This is a genomic window from Candidatus Rokuibacteriota bacterium, assembly GCA_016188005.1.
In the GTDB taxonomy this organism is placed as follows: domain Bacteria; phylum Methylomirabilota; class Methylomirabilia; order Rokubacteriales; family CSP1-6; genus UBA12499.
Window position 1 is genome coordinate 16157 of the sequence record JACPIQ010000086.1, and the last position, 16119, is coordinate 32275.

At 71.3% G+C, this 16119-nt stretch carries 14 protein-coding genes and 1 pseudogene; all 15 read right to left on the reverse strand.

What is annotated here, in order from left to right; all coding sequences use genetic code 11:
- Window positions 1-603, reverse strand: a complete 603-nt coding sequence (locus HYV93_16875) for a molybdenum cofactor guanylyltransferase (protein ID MBI2527643.1) — start codon at window positions 601-603, stop codon at window positions 1-3.
- Between the two features lie 5 nt (window positions 604-608).
- Window positions 609-1217, reverse strand: a complete 609-nt coding sequence (locus tag HYV93_16880) for a threonylcarbamoyl-AMP synthase (protein ID MBI2527644.1) — start codon at window positions 1215-1217, stop codon at window positions 609-611.
- Window positions 1214-2506 (reverse strand): phosphoribosylamine--glycine ligase, encoded by a 1293-nt coding sequence (purD, locus tag HYV93_16885; GenBank protein ID MBI2527645.1) that lies wholly within the window; start codon window positions 2504-2506, stop codon window positions 1214-1216. The genes HYV93_16880 and purD overlap by 4 nt, the downstream gene beginning before the upstream one ends.
- Window positions 2503-3429 carry a tetratricopeptide repeat protein gene (locus HYV93_16890; GenBank protein ID MBI2527646.1) on the reverse strand — a complete coding sequence of 309 codons (927 nt, stop codon included), beginning with the start codon at window positions 3427-3429 and terminating at the stop codon, window positions 2503-2505. The genes purD and HYV93_16890 overlap by 4 nt, the downstream gene beginning before the upstream one ends.
- Window positions 3430-3464: 35 nt before the next feature.
- The gene (gene purH, locus HYV93_16895; GenBank protein MBI2527647.1) at window positions 3465-5081 is read right to left on the reverse strand and encodes a bifunctional phosphoribosylaminoimidazolecarboxamide formyltransferase/IMP cyclohydrolase; all 1617 of its coding nucleotides are present in this window, start codon (window positions 5079-5081) and stop codon (window positions 3465-3467) included.
- The gene (locus HYV93_16900; GenBank protein ID MBI2527648.1) at window positions 5078-5704 is read right to left on the reverse strand and encodes a phosphoribosylglycinamide formyltransferase; all 627 of its coding nucleotides are present in this window, start codon (window positions 5702-5704) and stop codon (window positions 5078-5080) included. Before HYV93_16900 ends, purH begins: the two co-directional genes overlap by 4 nt.
- Window positions 5705-5726: 22 nt before the next feature.
- Window positions 5727-5939 (reverse strand): annotated as a pseudogene (locus HYV93_16905) (phosphoribosylformylglycinamidine cyclo-ligase).
- Between the two features lie 46 nt (window positions 5940-5985).
- Window positions 5986-7386 (reverse strand): amidophosphoribosyltransferase, encoded by a 1401-nt coding sequence (locus tag HYV93_16910; protein MBI2527649.1) that lies wholly within the window; start codon window positions 7384-7386, stop codon window positions 5986-5988.
- Entirely contained in the window at window positions 7376-9601 is a 2226-nt protein-coding gene (gene purL / locus HYV93_16915) for a phosphoribosylformylglycinamidine synthase subunit PurL (protein MBI2527650.1), read from the reverse strand. The genes HYV93_16910 and purL overlap by 11 nt, the downstream gene beginning before the upstream one ends.
- A gap of 27 nt (window positions 9602-9628) precedes the next feature.
- Entirely contained in the window at window positions 9629-10342 is a 714-nt protein-coding gene (gene purQ / locus HYV93_16920) for a phosphoribosylformylglycinamidine synthase subunit PurQ (GenBank protein ID MBI2527651.1), read from the reverse strand.
- Between the two features lie 237 nt (window positions 10343-10579).
- Window positions 10580-10831, reverse strand: coding sequence for a phosphoribosylformylglycinamidine synthase subunit PurS (purS, locus tag HYV93_16925; GenBank protein ID MBI2527652.1), 252 nt, complete (start codon window positions 10829-10831; stop codon window positions 10580-10582).
- Between the two features lie 87 nt (window positions 10832-10918).
- The gene (locus tag HYV93_16930) at window positions 10919-12214 is read right to left on the reverse strand and encodes an adenylosuccinate lyase (GenBank protein MBI2527653.1); all 1296 of its coding nucleotides are present in this window, start codon (window positions 12212-12214) and stop codon (window positions 10919-10921) included.
- A 1-nt stretch (window position 12215) separates the two neighbouring features.
- Window positions 12216-13481 carry an insulinase family protein gene (locus HYV93_16935; GenBank protein MBI2527654.1) on the reverse strand — a complete coding sequence of 422 codons (1266 nt, stop codon included), beginning with the start codon at window positions 13479-13481 and terminating at the stop codon, window positions 12216-12218.
- Window positions 13481-15616, reverse strand: coding sequence for a polyribonucleotide nucleotidyltransferase (gene pnp / locus HYV93_16940; protein MBI2527655.1), 2136 nt, complete (start codon window positions 15614-15616; stop codon window positions 13481-13483). Before pnp ends, HYV93_16935 begins: the two co-directional genes overlap by 1 nt.
- 94 nt (window positions 15617-15710) lie before the next feature.
- On the reverse strand, window positions 15711-15980 hold the full coding sequence (gene rpsO, locus HYV93_16945; protein MBI2527656.1) for a 30S ribosomal protein S15: 270 nt from the start codon (window positions 15978-15980) through the stop codon (window positions 15711-15713).
- Between the last annotated feature and the right edge of the window lie 139 nt (window positions 15981-16119).

Genomic DNA, 16119 nt, shown 5'->3' on the forward strand with positions numbered 1-16119 from the left:
CTATCGCGCCTCGGCGGAGCCGGCCAGGGCCCGCGCGCGGGCCAGGTCCTCCGGCGTGTTGACATTCAGGAAGATGGTGCTGGGGTCACCCAGGCGCGCGATCTCCGGCTCGGTGACCGCCAGTACCCGCACCTCGTCGAAGAAGCCGACGATCTTCAGCCGGCCGGCGCGGAGCCGGCGCTCCATCGGCGCGAGGCAAGCCTTGGCGTAGCAGGCATGGAGCGTCTCCCACTGCCCGCCGATCTGCGGGATGACCACGTCCGCCTCGCCGGCGCGCGACGTGACGAGGCGTGCCACCTCTTCCGAGAGGAAGGGCATGTCGCAGGCGACGGTGAAGGCGGCATCCCCGGGCGCGGCCGCGAGCCCAGAGTAGATGCCGCCGAGGGAGCCGTGGTCGGGAAAGACGTCGGGCACCATGGGCAGGCCCAGGTGGGCGTACACCTCGGGCGTGTTGGTGACGATCAGCACCTCCCCGGTCACGGCCCGCACCACGCCCAGCGCGCGCTCGATGATGGGGCGCCCGCCCAGCGGGAGCAGCGCCTTGGGCTGCCCGCCCATGCGCGTGCTCTTGCCGCCCGCCTGGATCACGCCCGTGACACGCATGGCTGTCAGATGACCACCGGCCCGGGGCGCAGCAGCCGGGGCGGCCACACGGTGCAGTCGGCGATCGTGGACCCGGTCCCGCCGGCGGTTGGCCCGCCGTCGACGATCAGGTCGAGCTGCCCGGGAAAGTGTGCGCGCACGGCCCGGGCCGTGGTGGCCGGCTCGCCGCCGCTGGGGTTGGCGCTGGGCGCCGTGACAGGGAGTGCCGCGGCGCGAACGAGGCCCAGCGCCACCGGATGGCCTGGCACTCTCACGCCCAGGGTTCCCGTCCCGGCGGTGAGCGCGGCGGGCACCGCGGGTGCCGCGCGCAGCACGAGTGTGAGCGGGCCGGGCCAGTGGCGCGCCATGAGCCTGCGCGCGCCCTCCGGGATCTCGACGCAGAGCGCCTCCACTCGCTCGGCCGAGTCCACCAGCACGAGCAGGGGCTTGGACTCGGCGCGGCCCTTGGCACAGAAGACCCGCGCCACCGCCGCCGCGTTGAGGGCGTCGGCGCCGAGACCATAGAAGCTCTCGGTGGGAAAGGCCACGAGGCCGCCGGACTTGAGCACGGCCGCCGCCTCGTCGAGCACGGCCGGCTCGGGAGATCGTGGGGCCACCACGAGGAGCCGGGTCACCGGAGCTCCTGCCGGGCGAGCGCTCGCCGACCGATGTCCCGGCGGAAGTGCGCCCCGTCGAAGCGGATGCGCGCCGCGGCGGCATAGGCGCGCGCGACGGCCTCGCGGATGTCGTGGCCGAGGGCCTGCACGCCGAGCACACGGCCGCCGGCGGTGACGAGCCGGCCCGCGCGGAGCGCGGTTCCCGCGTGGAACACCTGCACGCCCTCGGCGTCTGGCAGGGACCCGGCGGGGTCCAGGCCGGAGATCTCGCGCCCCGTCTCGTAATGACCCGGGTAGCCGCCGGAGGCCATCACGACGCATGCCGACGCCTCCGCGCGCCAGCGGATGGCGGCCGGCAGCCCGTGCCCACGGGCCACGGCCTCGAGGAGCGGCAGGAGGTCCTCGTCGAGTCGTGGCAGGATCGCCTGGCACTCGGGATCGCCGAAGCGGCAGTTGAACTCCACCACGCGCGGGCCGTCACCGGTAATCATGAGCCCCACGAAGAGCACGCCGCTGTACGGCGTGCCCTCCTTCGCCATGGCGGCGATGGTGGGCCGCACGATCTCGGCCATGACCCTGGCGGTCATCGCCTCGTCGATCACCGGCGCCGGCGAGTAGGCCCCCATGCCCCCCGTGTTGGGCCCCCGGTCGTCGTCGAAGACCGTCTTGTGGTCCTGGGCGGCCACCAGCGGCAGCACGGCGGCGCCGTCGGAGAGCGCGAAGAACGAGGCCTCCTCGCCCGCCACGAACTCCTCCACGACGAGACGGAGCCCGGCCTCGCCGAAGGCACGCTCCTCGAGGCAGCGCGCCACCGCGCGGTCGGCCTCCTCCAGGCTCCGGCAGACGATGGCGCCCTTGCCCGCGGCGAGCCCGTCGGCCTTGACCACCAGCGGAGCCCCCAGCTCCCGGCAGTAAGCGCGCGCAGGCGCCGGGGCGTCGAAGACGCGGAAGGGCGCGGTGGGGATGCCGTGGCGAGCCATGAGCGCCTTGGCGAAGGCCTTGCTGCTCTCGAGGCGCGCGGCTGCGGCGCCGGGGCCGAAGACGGGAAAACCCACCGCCCGCAGGCGATCCCCGAGTCCGGCCGCCAGCGGCGCCTCGGGCCCCACGACCACGAGCTCCGGACTCTCCGCCACCGCCAGCGCCACCAGTTCCTCCACGGCCGTATCGCGCACGGGCACGCAGCGGCCATGCTGCGCGATGCCGGGGTTCCCCGGCGCGACCACGAGCCCGCTCAGCCGGGGGCTCCGGGCAATGGCCCAGGCGAGGGCGTGCTCGCGCCCGCCCCCACCCACCACGAGCACCTTCATTCGTCCCCCTCCCCGGCGGGCGCCTCGCCATCGGATCGCCCCTCGGTCTCGCAGAGGTGGGAGCGGGCGATCTGCGCCCACGCGCTGCCGGCGTCGAGGTCGAGGTAGCGCCGCCAGTGGACCACCGCGGCCTCCGCGCGGCCGGCCTTCCCGAGCACTCCGGCGAGGTTGAAATGCGCGTCGGCGTAGTCGGGGTCCATCTCGAGCGCTCTGCGGTACCACGTGATGGAGGCGGGGACGTCGCCCAGATCCTCGTGGAGCGAGCCGAGGTTGAAGGCCGCCTGGGCGCACGTCTCGTCGGCGGCGAACGCGGCCTCGTAGCACTGCCCCGCTCGCTCATAATGGCCCATGCGGTGCTGGAGCAACCCGAGGTTGTTCCACGCCGCCGCGTAGCCGGGGTCGACGGCCAGGACGCGTTCGTAGGCGTCCACCGCGGCCTCCCACTGCTCGGGATCGCCATCCCAGGCCGAGGCGCGCGCGAACCATGCTTCCGCGGCCTCCGCCGGCGGGATCAGCGGGCGGACCATCCCCCATGAGAGGGACTCGGCGGCCTCGCGGGCAAGGTCCGTCTCCGGAAACCCGAGCAGCCCCTGGCCGGTGCGCGCGTCGAACCGAAGGCGGCCCTGCTCGACGACGATGCGCCGATCCGCCACCACGAGCCGAAGCTCGGTCAGCGGCATCTCCGTGTCGGGGGCGAGCCGGCGGGCGCCCTCGAGCCCCTCGCGCACCTGCTTCACGCTGGCCCCGGCCTCCAGGAGTGCGGCGGCGACCCGGCAGGCGACGAGGTCACGGAAGCGGTAGCGCTCGCCCTCGGCGCGCAGGAGCCCGAGGCGCCGGAGCTGGGTCGCCCGCCGGGCAGTGAGCCTCAGCAGCCGGGTCAGCTCCCTGAGGGTGAAGACGCGCTCGGGCTGGGTTTCGTTCACGGCCTCAACTCCCGGCGACGTCCGCTCGCACGGCGCTAGTGCCTGAAGTGGCGGATGCCAGTGGTGACGAGCGCCATGCCGTGCTCGTCGGCGGCGGCGATGACTTCCTCGTCCCGGACCGATCCTCCAGGATGCAGCGCCGCCGTGGCCCCGGCCTGCGCCACCACATCGAGGCCATCCCGGAAGGGGAAGAAGGCGTCGGAGGCGCAGACGGTGCCCCGCGTTTCGAGCCCGACCGCCCTGGCCCGCATCACCGCGATGCGGGCGGAGTCCACGCGGTTCATCTGCCCCGCCCCCACGCCGATCACCTGCTGCGCCGAGGCCAGCACGATCGCGTTGGACTTGGCGTGCTTGGCCACGCGCCAGGCGAAGCGGAGCGCGCGCCCCTCGGCCTCGGTGGGCGGGCGCCGGGAGACGACCTTGAGCGCGCCGGGATCGAGGTCAGCGAGGTCGGCGTCCTGGACGAGAAGCCCGCCCAGGACGCTGCGCGTCTCCATCAAGCGCGCCGGGTAGTCCGAACGGCGACACGGCAGCCGGAAGACCCGGCACTTCTTCTTGGTGCGCCGCAGCTCCTCCAGCGCCTCGGGGGCGAAGTCCGGAGCGAAGAGGATCTCCAGCAGGATCCCCGACAGCTCCTTCACCACCTCGAGGTCGAGCCGTCCGTTCACCCCGACGATGCCGCCGTAGATGGAGATCGGGTCGCAGGCCTTGGCCCGGCGGACGGCCTCGCCGGCGCTCCCGCCCAGCGCGACGCCGCAGGGGTTCGTGTGCTTGATGACCACGGCCGCCGGGTCGTCGAACTCGAGCAGGAGCGAGAGCGCCGCCGACCAGTCGAGCAGGTTGTTGTAGGACAGCGCGGGGCCGTGAAGGTGCTCGGCGGCCGCGAGCCCGGCCGGCACGCCCGGCAGCCGGTAGAAGGCCGCCGACTGGTGCGGGTTCTCGCCGTAGCGGAGCGGCTGGACGCGCTCGGCCTCCAGCACCAGCCGGGGAGGCAGGAGTGCCTCCCCCACGCCAGGCTCCTCCTCATCCGCGCCCGAGACCGGGCGTCGCCCGCCGCGAGCGCCGGGATCGCGCAGATAGGCGGCGATGGCTGCGTCGTACTGGGCCGTTCGCCTGAAGGCCTCCTGCGCCAGCCGATACCGGGTCTCAGGCGACAGCGCCCCGTCGCCCCGCCCGAGCTCCTCGAGCACGCCCGGGTACTGCGCGGGGTCGGTCACGACGCCCACGCTGTCGTGGTTCTTGGCGGCGCCGCGGATCATGCTGGGGCCCCCGATGTCGATGTTCTCGACGGCCTCCGCCAGCGTCACGTCGGGGCGGGCCACCGTCTGCTCGAACGGGTAGAGCGCCACCACGACGAGGTCGATGGGCTGGATCCGATGAGCCTCGAGCGCCGCCATGTGCTCCGGCGACGCGCGCCGGGCGAGGATGCCACCGTGGATCTTCGGGTGCAGCGTCTTGACGCGCCCGTCCAGCAGCTCGGGGAAACCGGTGACCTCGGCCACATCCACCACGGCGATGCCGGCCCCGCGCAGGAGCGCAGCCGTGCCCCCCGTGGAGAGAATCTCGACGCCGAGGGCGGCGAGCCCCCTGGCGAAGTCCACGATGCCACGCTTGTCGTGCACGCTGATGAGCGCGCGGCGCACCCTGCTCATGGCTCCTCCACGATGCGGACGCGGCGACCCTCGACGCGGAGTCGGCCCTCGGCGAAGAGGCGGATCGCTTCGGGATAGAGGCGGTGCTCCTCTGCCAGGATGCGGTCGGACAGCGTCTCCTCGGTGTCGTCCTGGCGCACCGGGACCGCGGCCTGGAGCACGATGGGACCCGTGTCCACGCCGTCGTCCACGAAGTGGACGGTCGCCCCCGAGACGCGGACGCCGTGGGCGAGCGCCTGCCGCTGGGCGTGCAGCCCCGGGAAGGCGGGAAGGAGCGCGGGGTGGATGTTGAGCAGCCGGCCCTGGAGGTGGCGGACGAAGCCCGGGCTCAGGATGCGCATGAATCCCGCCAGGCACACGAGCCCCACCTCCCGCTCCTCCAGAGCCGCAGCCAGGGCTCGGTCGTAGGCCTCGCGGCCGGGATGCAGCTCCGGATCCACGAACAGCGCCTCGACGCCGTGAGTCCGCGCGATCCCGAGCGCCCCCGCCCCGGCGCGATCCGAGACGACGACCACGACCTGCGCCCGCATCCGTCCGCCCTCGACGGCGGCGAGGATGGCGCAGAGGTTGGAGCCGCGGCCCGAGGCCAGCACGCCGATGCGAAGCCGCGAGCCCTCAGGCATACTCCACCCCGCGGGCGCCCCGGCGGAGCTTGGTGCCCACGCCATCCGTGGAAGAGACCAGGACCGGCTCGCGGTACCCCGCGGGGATCCGGCAGAAGGCGCCGAAGGCGCCGATGCCCCCGAGGACCTCCGGTCGCTGGGTGGTGGCGGCCAGCCGCGCGATGCGCCGGACCGCCTCGTCCCCGGCCGTGATGTCCACGCCGGCAGCCCGGTAGGTGAGCGGATCTGGACTCAGGAGCCTGTTCCTCGAGCGTCGGGCGCGCGGGCGCCACGACGGCAGCTCATCCTTCGAAGAGCTGGAGCTGGGAGCGGTCGGGGGACTCGAAGCCCACGCGGTACTGCCCGCTGAAGCAGGCGTGGCAGAAGTCGTGGGGATCGTTCCCCGTGGCCTTGAGCATCCCCTCGAGCGAGAGGTAGCCCAGGGAGTCGGCGCCGACGTAGCGCTGGATCTCCCGCACGTCGTGGCTGGCGCCGATCAGCTCCTTCCGCGTCGGCGTGTCGATGCCGTAATAGCAGGGCCACTGGATGGGCGGCGAGGAGATGCGCATGTGCACCTCGCGCGCCCCGGCGGCCCGGATCATCTTGACGATCTTGCGGCTGGTGGTGCCGCGGACGATCGAGTCGTCCACCACGACCACCCGCCGGCCACCCAGCACCTCCCGATTGGGGTTCAGCTTGACCTTCACCCCGAAATGGCGGATGCCGTGGCTCGGCTCGATGAAGGTGCGCCCCACGTAGTGGTTGCGCACCAGCCCGCTGTCGTAGGGGATGCCCGCCTCCTCGGAGAAGCCCAGCGCGGCGCCCACTCCCGAGTCAGGCACCGGGATCACGAGGTCGGCCGGCACCGGGTGCTCGCGCGCGAGCTGGCGGCCCAGCGCCTTGCGGACCACGTGCACGTTGCGCCCCCAGAGCACGGAGTCCGGGCGCGCGAAGTAGACGTACTCGAAGACGCACTGCAGGCGCTCCTGCGGACGGAACGGCCGGTAGCTCGTGAGCCCGCTGTCGTCGATGACGAGCACCTCGCCGGGCTCGATGTCCCGCACGAACTTCGCCTCGATGAGGTCCAGCGCGCAGGTCTCGGAAGCGACCACCCAGGCCTCCCCCAGCCGGCCCAGCGACAGCGGGCGGAAGCCCGACGGGTCCCGCACCGCGACGAGGGAGGAGCGCGTGAGCAGGAGCAGGCTGTAGGCGCCTCGCACCTGCGACAGCGCCAGGGCCAGCTGCTCCACCAGCGTGGCGCCCTCGGCACGGGCCAGGAGGTGGAGGATCACCTCGGTGTCGGAGGAGGACTGGAAGACGGCGCCTTCCTGCGAGAGCTGCCGCCGCAGCTCCTCGGCGTTGACCAGGTTGCCGTTGTGGCCGATAGCCACGGGCCCGTGGGCCGTCTTGGCGCTGATGGGCTGGGCGTTGCGCAGGTTGGAGCTGCCAGCCGTGGAGTAGCGGACATGCCCGATGGCGCGGCTGCCGGGGAGTCGCCGGAGGCGTTCGCGGCCGAAGACATCCGCCACCCAGCCCATGGCCTTCTCGACGTGGAACCTGTCGCCGTCCGTGGCCGCGATGCCGGCCGACTCCTGGCCGCGGTGCTGGAGGGCGTAGAGCCCGAGGTAGGTGACATTGGCCGCCTCGGGGTGGTTCCAGATCCCGTAGAGGCCGCACTCGTCGTGGAGCTTGTCAGCTGACATGACGCTCAAAGCCGGTCCTCCACTCCTGCGCGACCTGCGTCACCGGCAGGCTCACCGCGCCCGCGCCGCCCATCCGGATAACGAGCCGGGGGCCGCCTACCACGCCGATCCAGCGCCACGGCACCGCGAACTCCCCCATCAGGGTCTCGAGGGCCCGGCCGGCATCCGCGGGAACCGAGACGACGATGCGCGACGGCCCCTCTCCGAACAGCGCCAGCTCCGGCTGCGCGCTCCCTGGCAGGTCGATCTCGGCGCCGATCACCTCGGGCCCGCTGGTGCAGGCCTCGGCCACCGCTACCGCGAGTCCCCCCTCCGAGCAATCGTGCGCCGACCTGAGCAGTCGCGCCTCGATCGCCGCGAGGCAGGCCTCCTGGACAGCCCGCTCGACGTCCAGGTCAAGCGGGGCCAGCCGGCCTGCGAGCATCCGGTGAAGCGTCCACAGGTACTGCGACCCCCCGAGGCTCACCCCCTCCGGGCCCAGGAGCGCCACCCGGTCTCCGGACTCCTTGAACCACTGGGTGCAGTGGCTCTCGGCCTCCTCGATCACCCCGGCCATCCCGATCACGGGAGTGGGCAGGATCGCCCGCCCCATGGTCTCATTGTAAAAGGACACGTTTCCGCCCACCACAGGGATTTGCAGCGCATCGCAGGCCTCGGCGATACCCGCCACGGCCTCCTTGAACTGCCACAGGATCTCGGGGCGCTCCGGCGAGCCGAAGTTCAGGCAATCGGTGAGCCCCAGCGGTCGGGCCCCGCTCACGGTCAGGTTACGGGCGGCCTCGGCCACGGCCATGGCCGCTCCCCGGCGGGGGTCGAGATAGGTGAGACGGGCGTTACAGTCGGCGGTTACGGCGACGGCCTTCGGGGTTCCCTTGACGCGGAGGATCCCGGCGTCGGAACCCGGCAGGACCAGCGTGTTGATCCCCACCTGCTGATCGTATTGCCGGTAGACCCACTCCTTCGAGGCCACCGTGGGCGCCCCCACGAGGGCCAGGAGCGCCCGATCCGGATCCATCCCGGGAGGCAGCGCCAGCGGGTCGAACGCCGCGAGCTCATCCTGCCAGCCCGGCCGGGCCGTGGGCTTCTCGTAGACAGGCGCCTCGTCGGCCAGCGCCTTGACGGGCACCTCGGCCACCACCTCGCCGTGCATGCGCGCCCGCAGCATCCCGTCGTCCGTCACCGTGCCGATCTCGACGGCGTCCAGGTCCCACTTGGCGAAGAGGCGACGGATCTCGTCCTCGCGCCCGCGGGCGGCCACCAGCAGCATTCGCTCCTGGGACTCGGAGAGCATGATCTCGTACGGGGTCATGCCCGCCTCGCGCTGGGGAACGCGGGAGAGCTCCACCTCCATCCCCGTCCCCGCCCGCGCGGGCATCTCGGAGCAGGCGCACGCCAGGCCGGCGGCGCCCATGTCCTGGATGCCCACCACGGCCCCGGTCTGCATGGCCTCCAGGCAGGCCTCGAGCAGGAGCTTCTCGGTGAAGGGATCCCCCACCTGCACGGTGGGACGCCGCTCCTCGGCCCCTTCGTCGAAGGTGGCCGAAGCCATGGTGGCACCGTGGATCCCATCGCGGCCGGTCTTGGCGCCGACGTAGAGGACGGGGTTGCCGGGCCCCTCGGCGCGCGCGCGCAGGATGCGGTCCTTCCGCACCAGCCCGACCGCCATGACGTTCACGAGCGGGTTGCCGGCGTACTCGGGCCCGAAGCCTACCTCGCCGCCGAGGTTGGGCACACCGAAGCAGTTGCCGTACCAGCTGATGCCGGCCACGACGCCGTCGATGAGCCGGCGGGTCCTCGGCTCCTCCGGTTCGCCGAAGCGCAGCGAGTCCAGGATCGCGATGGGCCGGGCACCCATGGTGAAGATGTCGCGGAGGATCCCCCCCACACCCGTGGCCGCCCCCTGGAAGGGTTCGATGAACGAGGGATGGTTATGGCTCTCCATTTTGAACGCAAGCGCCAGGTCCCCGCCGAGGTCCACGATCCCGGCGTTCTCCCCGGGCCCTTGCAGCACGTGCGGCGCCTGCGTGGGCAGCGCACGCAGGAAGACGCGCGAGTGCTTGTAGGCGCAGTGCTCGGACCACAGCGCGGAGAACAGCCCGAGCTCGGTGAAGGACGGCTCGCGACCGAGCCGCCGGATGATGCGATCGTATTCCTCGGCCGTGAGGCCGTGGGCGAGGGCGAGTTCCTGCGTGACCTTAGGCTCGGCCCCGGTCACTCCGTCCCCACTCCATGGGCCAGGCTCCTAGTGCTTGAGGAAGCTGCCGTCCTCGACGAGGCTGCCGAGGAGGGAGTGGAAGATGAGCAGGCCATCGGTGCCGCCCATGGCGTTCTCGGCGGCCCGCTCCGGGTGGGGCATCATGCCCAGCACCGTGCCGTCCTCGTTGACGAGGCCCGCGATGCTCTCCAGGGAGCCGTTGGGGTTCGACTCCTTGGTGATCCGGCCGTCCTCGGTGCAGTACCGGAACACGATCTGCTTCTTGGCCCTGAGCGCCTGGAGCGTCTCCCAGTCGGCGTAGTACTTCCCCTCGCCGTGGGAGATGGGCATCCGCAGGACCTGGCCGGGCCGGAGCGCGCGCGTGAACGCCGTCTCGGCGCTCTCCACCCGCAGCCAGGTGGACTGGCAGCGGTACTGGAGACACTCGTTGCGCATCAGGGCGCCGGGAAGGAGCCTGGCCTCGCAGAGGATCTGGAAGCCGTTGCAGGAGCCGAGCACCAGGCCGCCGCGAGCCACGAACTCCGGGAGCGCCTCCACCACGGGTGACCGGCCCGCCACGGCACCCGCCCGCAGGTAATCGCCGTAGGAGAAGCCGCCCGGAAGGACCAGACAGTCGAAGTCGGCCAGGTTCGTCTCGCGGTGCCAGACATAGCTCACCGGTTGATGGAGTACCTCGCCGATGACGTAGTGGAAGTCGCAGTCACTCCACGTCCCGGGGAAGACGACGACGCCGAATTTCATGGGGCTGGGTGCTCCTCCTTTCAAGCTACAGGCTACAGTCTCACTCTACCGTGCAGGCGGGATTCTGGCAAGGGCCACGACGCCGAGGAGGGGCCCAGGACCGCAGATCTCTCGAGGTGGGATCCCGTGACGGTTGCGCAGGTGATCGCGGCCCGAGGGAACATCGTGGCGACGGGGCCCGCCGGTGACACCCTCGGTGACGGGTTTCGGGACACACTCGACCGACGCACGCGGAAGCTAGGAGCGGCCTGGCAGGAGCTCGACCGTGAAGTCCTCGGTGACGGGGTTGGCCAAGAGGCGGGCACACATCTCCTGGACCCGCTGGCGCGCCGCGGCGGCGTCGAGCCCGTCCAGGTCCAGCTCGATGACCTTCCCGATGCGGATGTCCCGCACCTCGTCGAAGCCGAGCCCGCCGAGCGCGCGCTTCACGGAAGCACCCTGCACGTCCAGGATCCCCGGCTTGAGGCGCACCAGTACCCGCGCCCTCATGGCCGGCCCGCCAGCCGGCGGCGCGCCCGGACGGTCAGCCTGCTGCCCGTGCAACGCGTGTCCGGCTCTTCCATCAGGAGGGTCTCCTCAGCCCAGGCCGAGCCGCTTGTAGATGGCGTCCACGTGTCTCACGTACCAGGCGGCGTCGAAGCAGGCCTCCAGCTCCGCGGGGCCGAGCCGCGCCATGACCTCGCGGTCGGCGGCGAGCAGGTCTCGGAAGGCGGTCCGCTCCTGCCAGGCCCGCATAGCGCTGCGCTGGACCAGCTCGTAGGCCTGCTGGCGGGGCAGGCCCTTGTCCGTGAGCGCCAGGAGCACCCGCTGGGAGAACATGAGCCCGAAGCTCCGCTCCATGTTCTCCTGCATCCGCTCCGGGGAGACGCGCAGCCCCTGGATGATCCGCGTCATCTGGGACAGCATGTAGTCCACCAGGAGCGTGGAGTCCGGCAGGATCACCCGCTCCACGGACGAGTGGCTGATGTCGCGCTCGTGCCACAGCGCCACGTTCTCCAGCGCGGCGTGGGCATTCGCCCGCACCACGCGCGCCAGCCCGCAGACCTGCTCGCAGGAGACCGGGTTGCGCTTGTGGGGCATGGCGCTGCTGCCCTTCTGCCCCTCGGCGAACGGCTCCTCCGCCTCCAGCACCTCGGTCCGTTGCAGGGACCGGATCTCCAGCGCCACCTTCTCCAGCGAGGCGGCGATGATGGCCAGCGTGCCGCACAGCTCGGCGTGCCGGTCCCGCTGGAGCACCTGGGTGGAGATGGGCGCCGGCTCGAGCCCGAGCAGGTGGCACACCTCCTCCTCCACGTCCGGAGGCACGTGGGCAAACGTGCCGACCGCCCCCGAGATCTTGCCCACCCGGACGACTTCGCGGGCGCGGCGTAGCCTCTCGAGGTTCCGGCCGGCCTCGGCATGCCAGGCCGCCGCCTTGAGCCCGAACGCCATGGGCTCGGCGTGGATCCCGTGGGTGCGGCCCACGCACAGCGTGTCCTTGTGGCAGACGGCGAGCGCCCCGACGGCGCGGCGAAATGCCTCGAGGCTGTCGAGCAGGATCTCGCATGCCTGCACGAGCACACAGGCCTGGGCCGTGTCCACCACGTCGGAGGAGGTGAGGCCCATGTGGACGTAGCGGGAATCGGCGCCGACGGCCTCCTCGAGATTGGTGAGGAAGGCGATGAGGTCGTGGCGCGTGGTCCCCTCGATCTCGTCGATCCGGCGTGCGTCGACGGCGGCGCGCGCCCTGAGTCGCCCCAGCGCCTCTGGCGGGATGAGCCCGCGCCGGCCGTAGGCCTCGCACACCGCGAGCTCCACGCGCAGCCAGGCCGCGTACTTCGCCTCCTGCGTCCAGAGACGTGCCATCTCCGGCCGGCTGTAGCGCTCGATCATGCTAGCGCAGGGTGAGGTCGCGCGGGAGGTGGCGCCGATCCACGGGCCCCAGCGCCAGCAGACAGAGCCGCTCGTCGTCGAGCACGCGGTGGATGAGCGCGTCGAGCTCCTCGAGCCTCACGGCGTCGATGGCGGCGAGCATGTCGTCCACCGACAGAAAGGAGCCAAAGCGCAGCTCCTGCTTGGCGAGGCGATTCATCCGGCTCGAGGTGGACTCGAGGGAGAGGATCAGGTTGCCCTTGAGGTGGTCCTTGGCCCGGCGGAGCTCCGCCGCCGTCACGCCGTCCTTCTTGAGCGCGCGCAGCTCCTTCAGAAGCGCCTTGAGCACCTTGCCGAAGTTGGCGGCGTCGGTGCCCGCGTAGACGTAGAGGATCCCGGCGTCGTGGAAGGCCTGGGTCCCCGAGTGCACGGAGTAGGCGAGGGCCTGGCGCTCCCGGACCTCCTGAAACAGCCTGGAGGACATGCTGCCGCCGATGATGTCGTTGAGAAGGTAGAGGGCGTAGCGCTCCGGCGCGCCGTCGGGGATCCCCGGGAAGCCCAGCACCACGTGCACCTGCTCCAGCGGCTTGTGCACGACGTCCACGCCGGGCTGGAGCGCCGGGGGGGCGCTCCGCCGGGGGACCGCTGCGCGCTGGAAGCCCTCGAAGCGCGGGGCGAATAGGTCCACCGCCTGCTGCGGCTCGACGTGCCCCGCCACGGCCACCGTGATATTCGTCGGGGCGTACTCCTCCTCGAAGTGGGCAAGGATCGTCTCGCGCCCGAACCCCCGCACCGACTCCCAGCTGCCGAGGATGGATCGCCCCAGCGGGTGGCCCGCCCAGATCCGCTCGGCGAAGAGATCGTGGATGAGATCGTCGGGCGTGTCCTCCACCATCTTGATCTCCTGGAACACGACCGCCTTTTCTTTCTCGATGTCGTCCGCGGCGAAGCGCGGGCGCATGAGGATGTCCGTCAGGAGCTCGGTGGCCAGGGGGAGATGCTCGTCGAGCACGCTCACGTAGAAGCAGGTGTGCTCCTTGGCGGTGAAGGCATCCATGTGCCCCCCGACCCCGTCGATGGCGCGGGCGATCTCCTCGGCCGATCGCGTGGCGGTCCCCTTGAAGACCAGGTGCTCGATGAGGTGGGAGATCCCGCCGCGGCCCTCGGGTTCGGCACGCGAGCCGGTCTCCACCCAGATGCCGACGGCCACCGACCGGACGTGGGGGATGGACTCAGCCACCACGCGGATGCCGCAGGGCAGGACGTGCTTGCGGTACCCCTCCGGCACTAGGCCTGACCTCCCGCCGGCGCCAGCTTCAGCTTCTCACGGTCTGCCAGCGCGGGCTGCTCGCGCAGGGCCGTCTTCCGCGACAGCCGCACCTTGCCGTTGCCGTCGATCTCGATCACCTTCACCAGCACCTCGTCGCCCTCGGTGAGGACGTCACCGACGGCGCGGATGCGGCTCTCGGCGATCTGCGAGATGTGCAGCAGTCCCTCCGAGCCGGGGATCACCTCCACGAAGGCACCGAACTCCTTGATGCTCTTCACCCGGCCGACGTAGATGCGGTCCAGCTCCACCTCGCGGCAGATGTCCTGGATCATCCCGAGAGCCATCTGGGCGGCGTCGTTGCTCGACGAGAAGATCGTGACCTTGCCGTCGTCCTCCACGTCGATCTTGGCGCCGGTCTTCTCCTGGATGCCGCGGATGACCTTGCCGCCCGGACCGATGATCTCGCGGATCTTCTCGGGGCGGATCTTGACGGTGACGAAGCGGGGGGCGAAGGGCGACAGCTGCGGCCGCGGCGCCTTGATGGTCTCGGCCATCTTCTGGAGCACGAAGAGCCGCGCCTCCCTGGCCTGCGCCAGGGCCTGGCGCATGATGTCCACCGAGACGCCCTTGACCTTGATGTCCATCTGGAGCGCCGTGATGCCGCGCTCGGTGCCGGCGACCTTGAAGTCCATGTCGCCGTAATGGTCCTCGCTCCCCATGATGTCCGTGAGGATACCGACCCTGTCCCCCTCCTTCACCAGACCCATGGCGATGCCCGCCACGGGCGCCTTGATGGCCGCGCCGGCGTCCATGAGCGCCATGGAGGCGCCGCAGACGGTGGCCATGGAGGACGAGCCGTTGGACTCGAGGATGTCGGAGACGACCCGGATCGTGTACGGGAACTCCTCCTTGCTCGGCAGCACGGCCTCGATGGCCCGGTGGGCGAGCGCCCCGTGCCCGACCTCGCGGCGCCCGGGGGTGCCGAAGCGCTTCACCTCGCCCGTGGAGAACGAGGGGAAGTTGTAGTGGAGCATGAAGCGCCGGTAGCTGTCCCCCTCGAAGGACTCCATCTTCTGCTCGTCGTTCTTGGTGCCGAGCGTGGCGGCCACGAGCGCCTGGGTCTCCCCGCGCGTGAAGAGCGCCGAGCCGTGGGCGCGGGGCAGGTACGCGACCTCGCTCCAGATGGGCCGGACCTCCTTCACGCTGCGGCCGTCCACCCGGATCCCCTTCTCCACGATGAGCCGCCGGACTTGCGCCCGTTCCACCTTCTCGAAGTACTCGCGCGCCTTGGGACGCCCCGCCTCGTCGACGCCCAGGGCCTGGCAGACCTCGTCGAAGACGGCTTCCAGCGCCTGCCCCCGGGCCTGCTTCTCGTGCACGGACAGGGCCTGGATCACCTTGGCCGTGGCGGCCTCCCTCACCCTGGTTTCGAGAGCCGGGTCCGCTCCGGCGGCGGCGTCGAAGGCCCAGCGCGGCTTGGCCGCCTTGGCCGTGAGATCCTTCTGCATCCGGGCGAGCCGCTTGCACTCCTCGTGGCCGAAGGCCAGGGCCTCGAGCATCTGCTCCTCGCTGATCTCCTTGCCGCCGGACTCGACCATGAGGATCGCGTCCTCGGTGCCGGCGATGACGAGCTCGAGCGGCGAGGCGGCGACCTGGGCATAGGTCGGGTTGGCGACCAGCCTGCCGCCCACGAGGCCCACGCGGACGGCGCCCAGGGGCCCGTCGAAGGGGAGCCCGGACAGCGACAGGGCGGCGGAGGAACCCAGCATGGCCAGCACGTCGGGATCGTTCTCGTTGTCGGCGGAGATGACGAGGTTGATGACCTGCATCTCGTTGCGCAGGCCCTTGGGGAAGAGCGGACGCACCGGGCGGTCGATCAGCCGGCACGTCAGCGTCTCCTTCTCGTCCGGCCGCCCTTCGCGCTTGAAGAATCCCCCCGGGATCTTCCCGCCGGCGTAGGCGCGCTCGCGGTACTCGACCGTGAGCGGGAGGAAATCGCGCCCCTCCATCGGCGTCTTGGTCGCGACCACCGTCGAGAGCACCATGGTCCCGCCGCAGCGGACGACCACCGCCGCATCGGCCTGCTTGGCCACCTTGCCCGTCTCGATGGACAGGACGGTACCGTTGATCTCGGTCTGCACGGAGTGAGTCATATGCTGAGTGAACCTCCAACTCGGGGTGACGCGTGGATGTGAGGGGCCCGGCCCCGCCGGGCTCGGTACGACAGAGCGAGGTCTGAGGCCGCGGTCACTTGCGGATCCCGAGCCTCTCGGTCAGGGCGCGGTACCGCTCCACGTCCTTCTTGCGGAGGTACTCCAGGAGCCCTCGGCGCTTTCCGATCAGCATCAGCAGTCCGCGCCGGGAGTGGTGGTCCTTCTGGTGGGTCTTGAAGTGGTCGGTGAGGCTGCTGATGCGCTCGGAGAGAAGAGCGATCTGAACTTCAGGTGAGCCCGTGTCCCCATCGTGAACCTTGAACTGCTCGATGAGGCTCTTCTTCCTGTCGGTGGACAGGCGCATGAGGATCTCCTTCCGGGGGGTCCCCCCCCAATCGCCACGCCCCCAGAGTCCAGGCTGCGGCTCCGCCGAGACGGGTTCCGAGAGAAATGCGCACGACCCTTGTACGGTCCGGTTCAGGCTACCATGGGCCCGCTCGAGT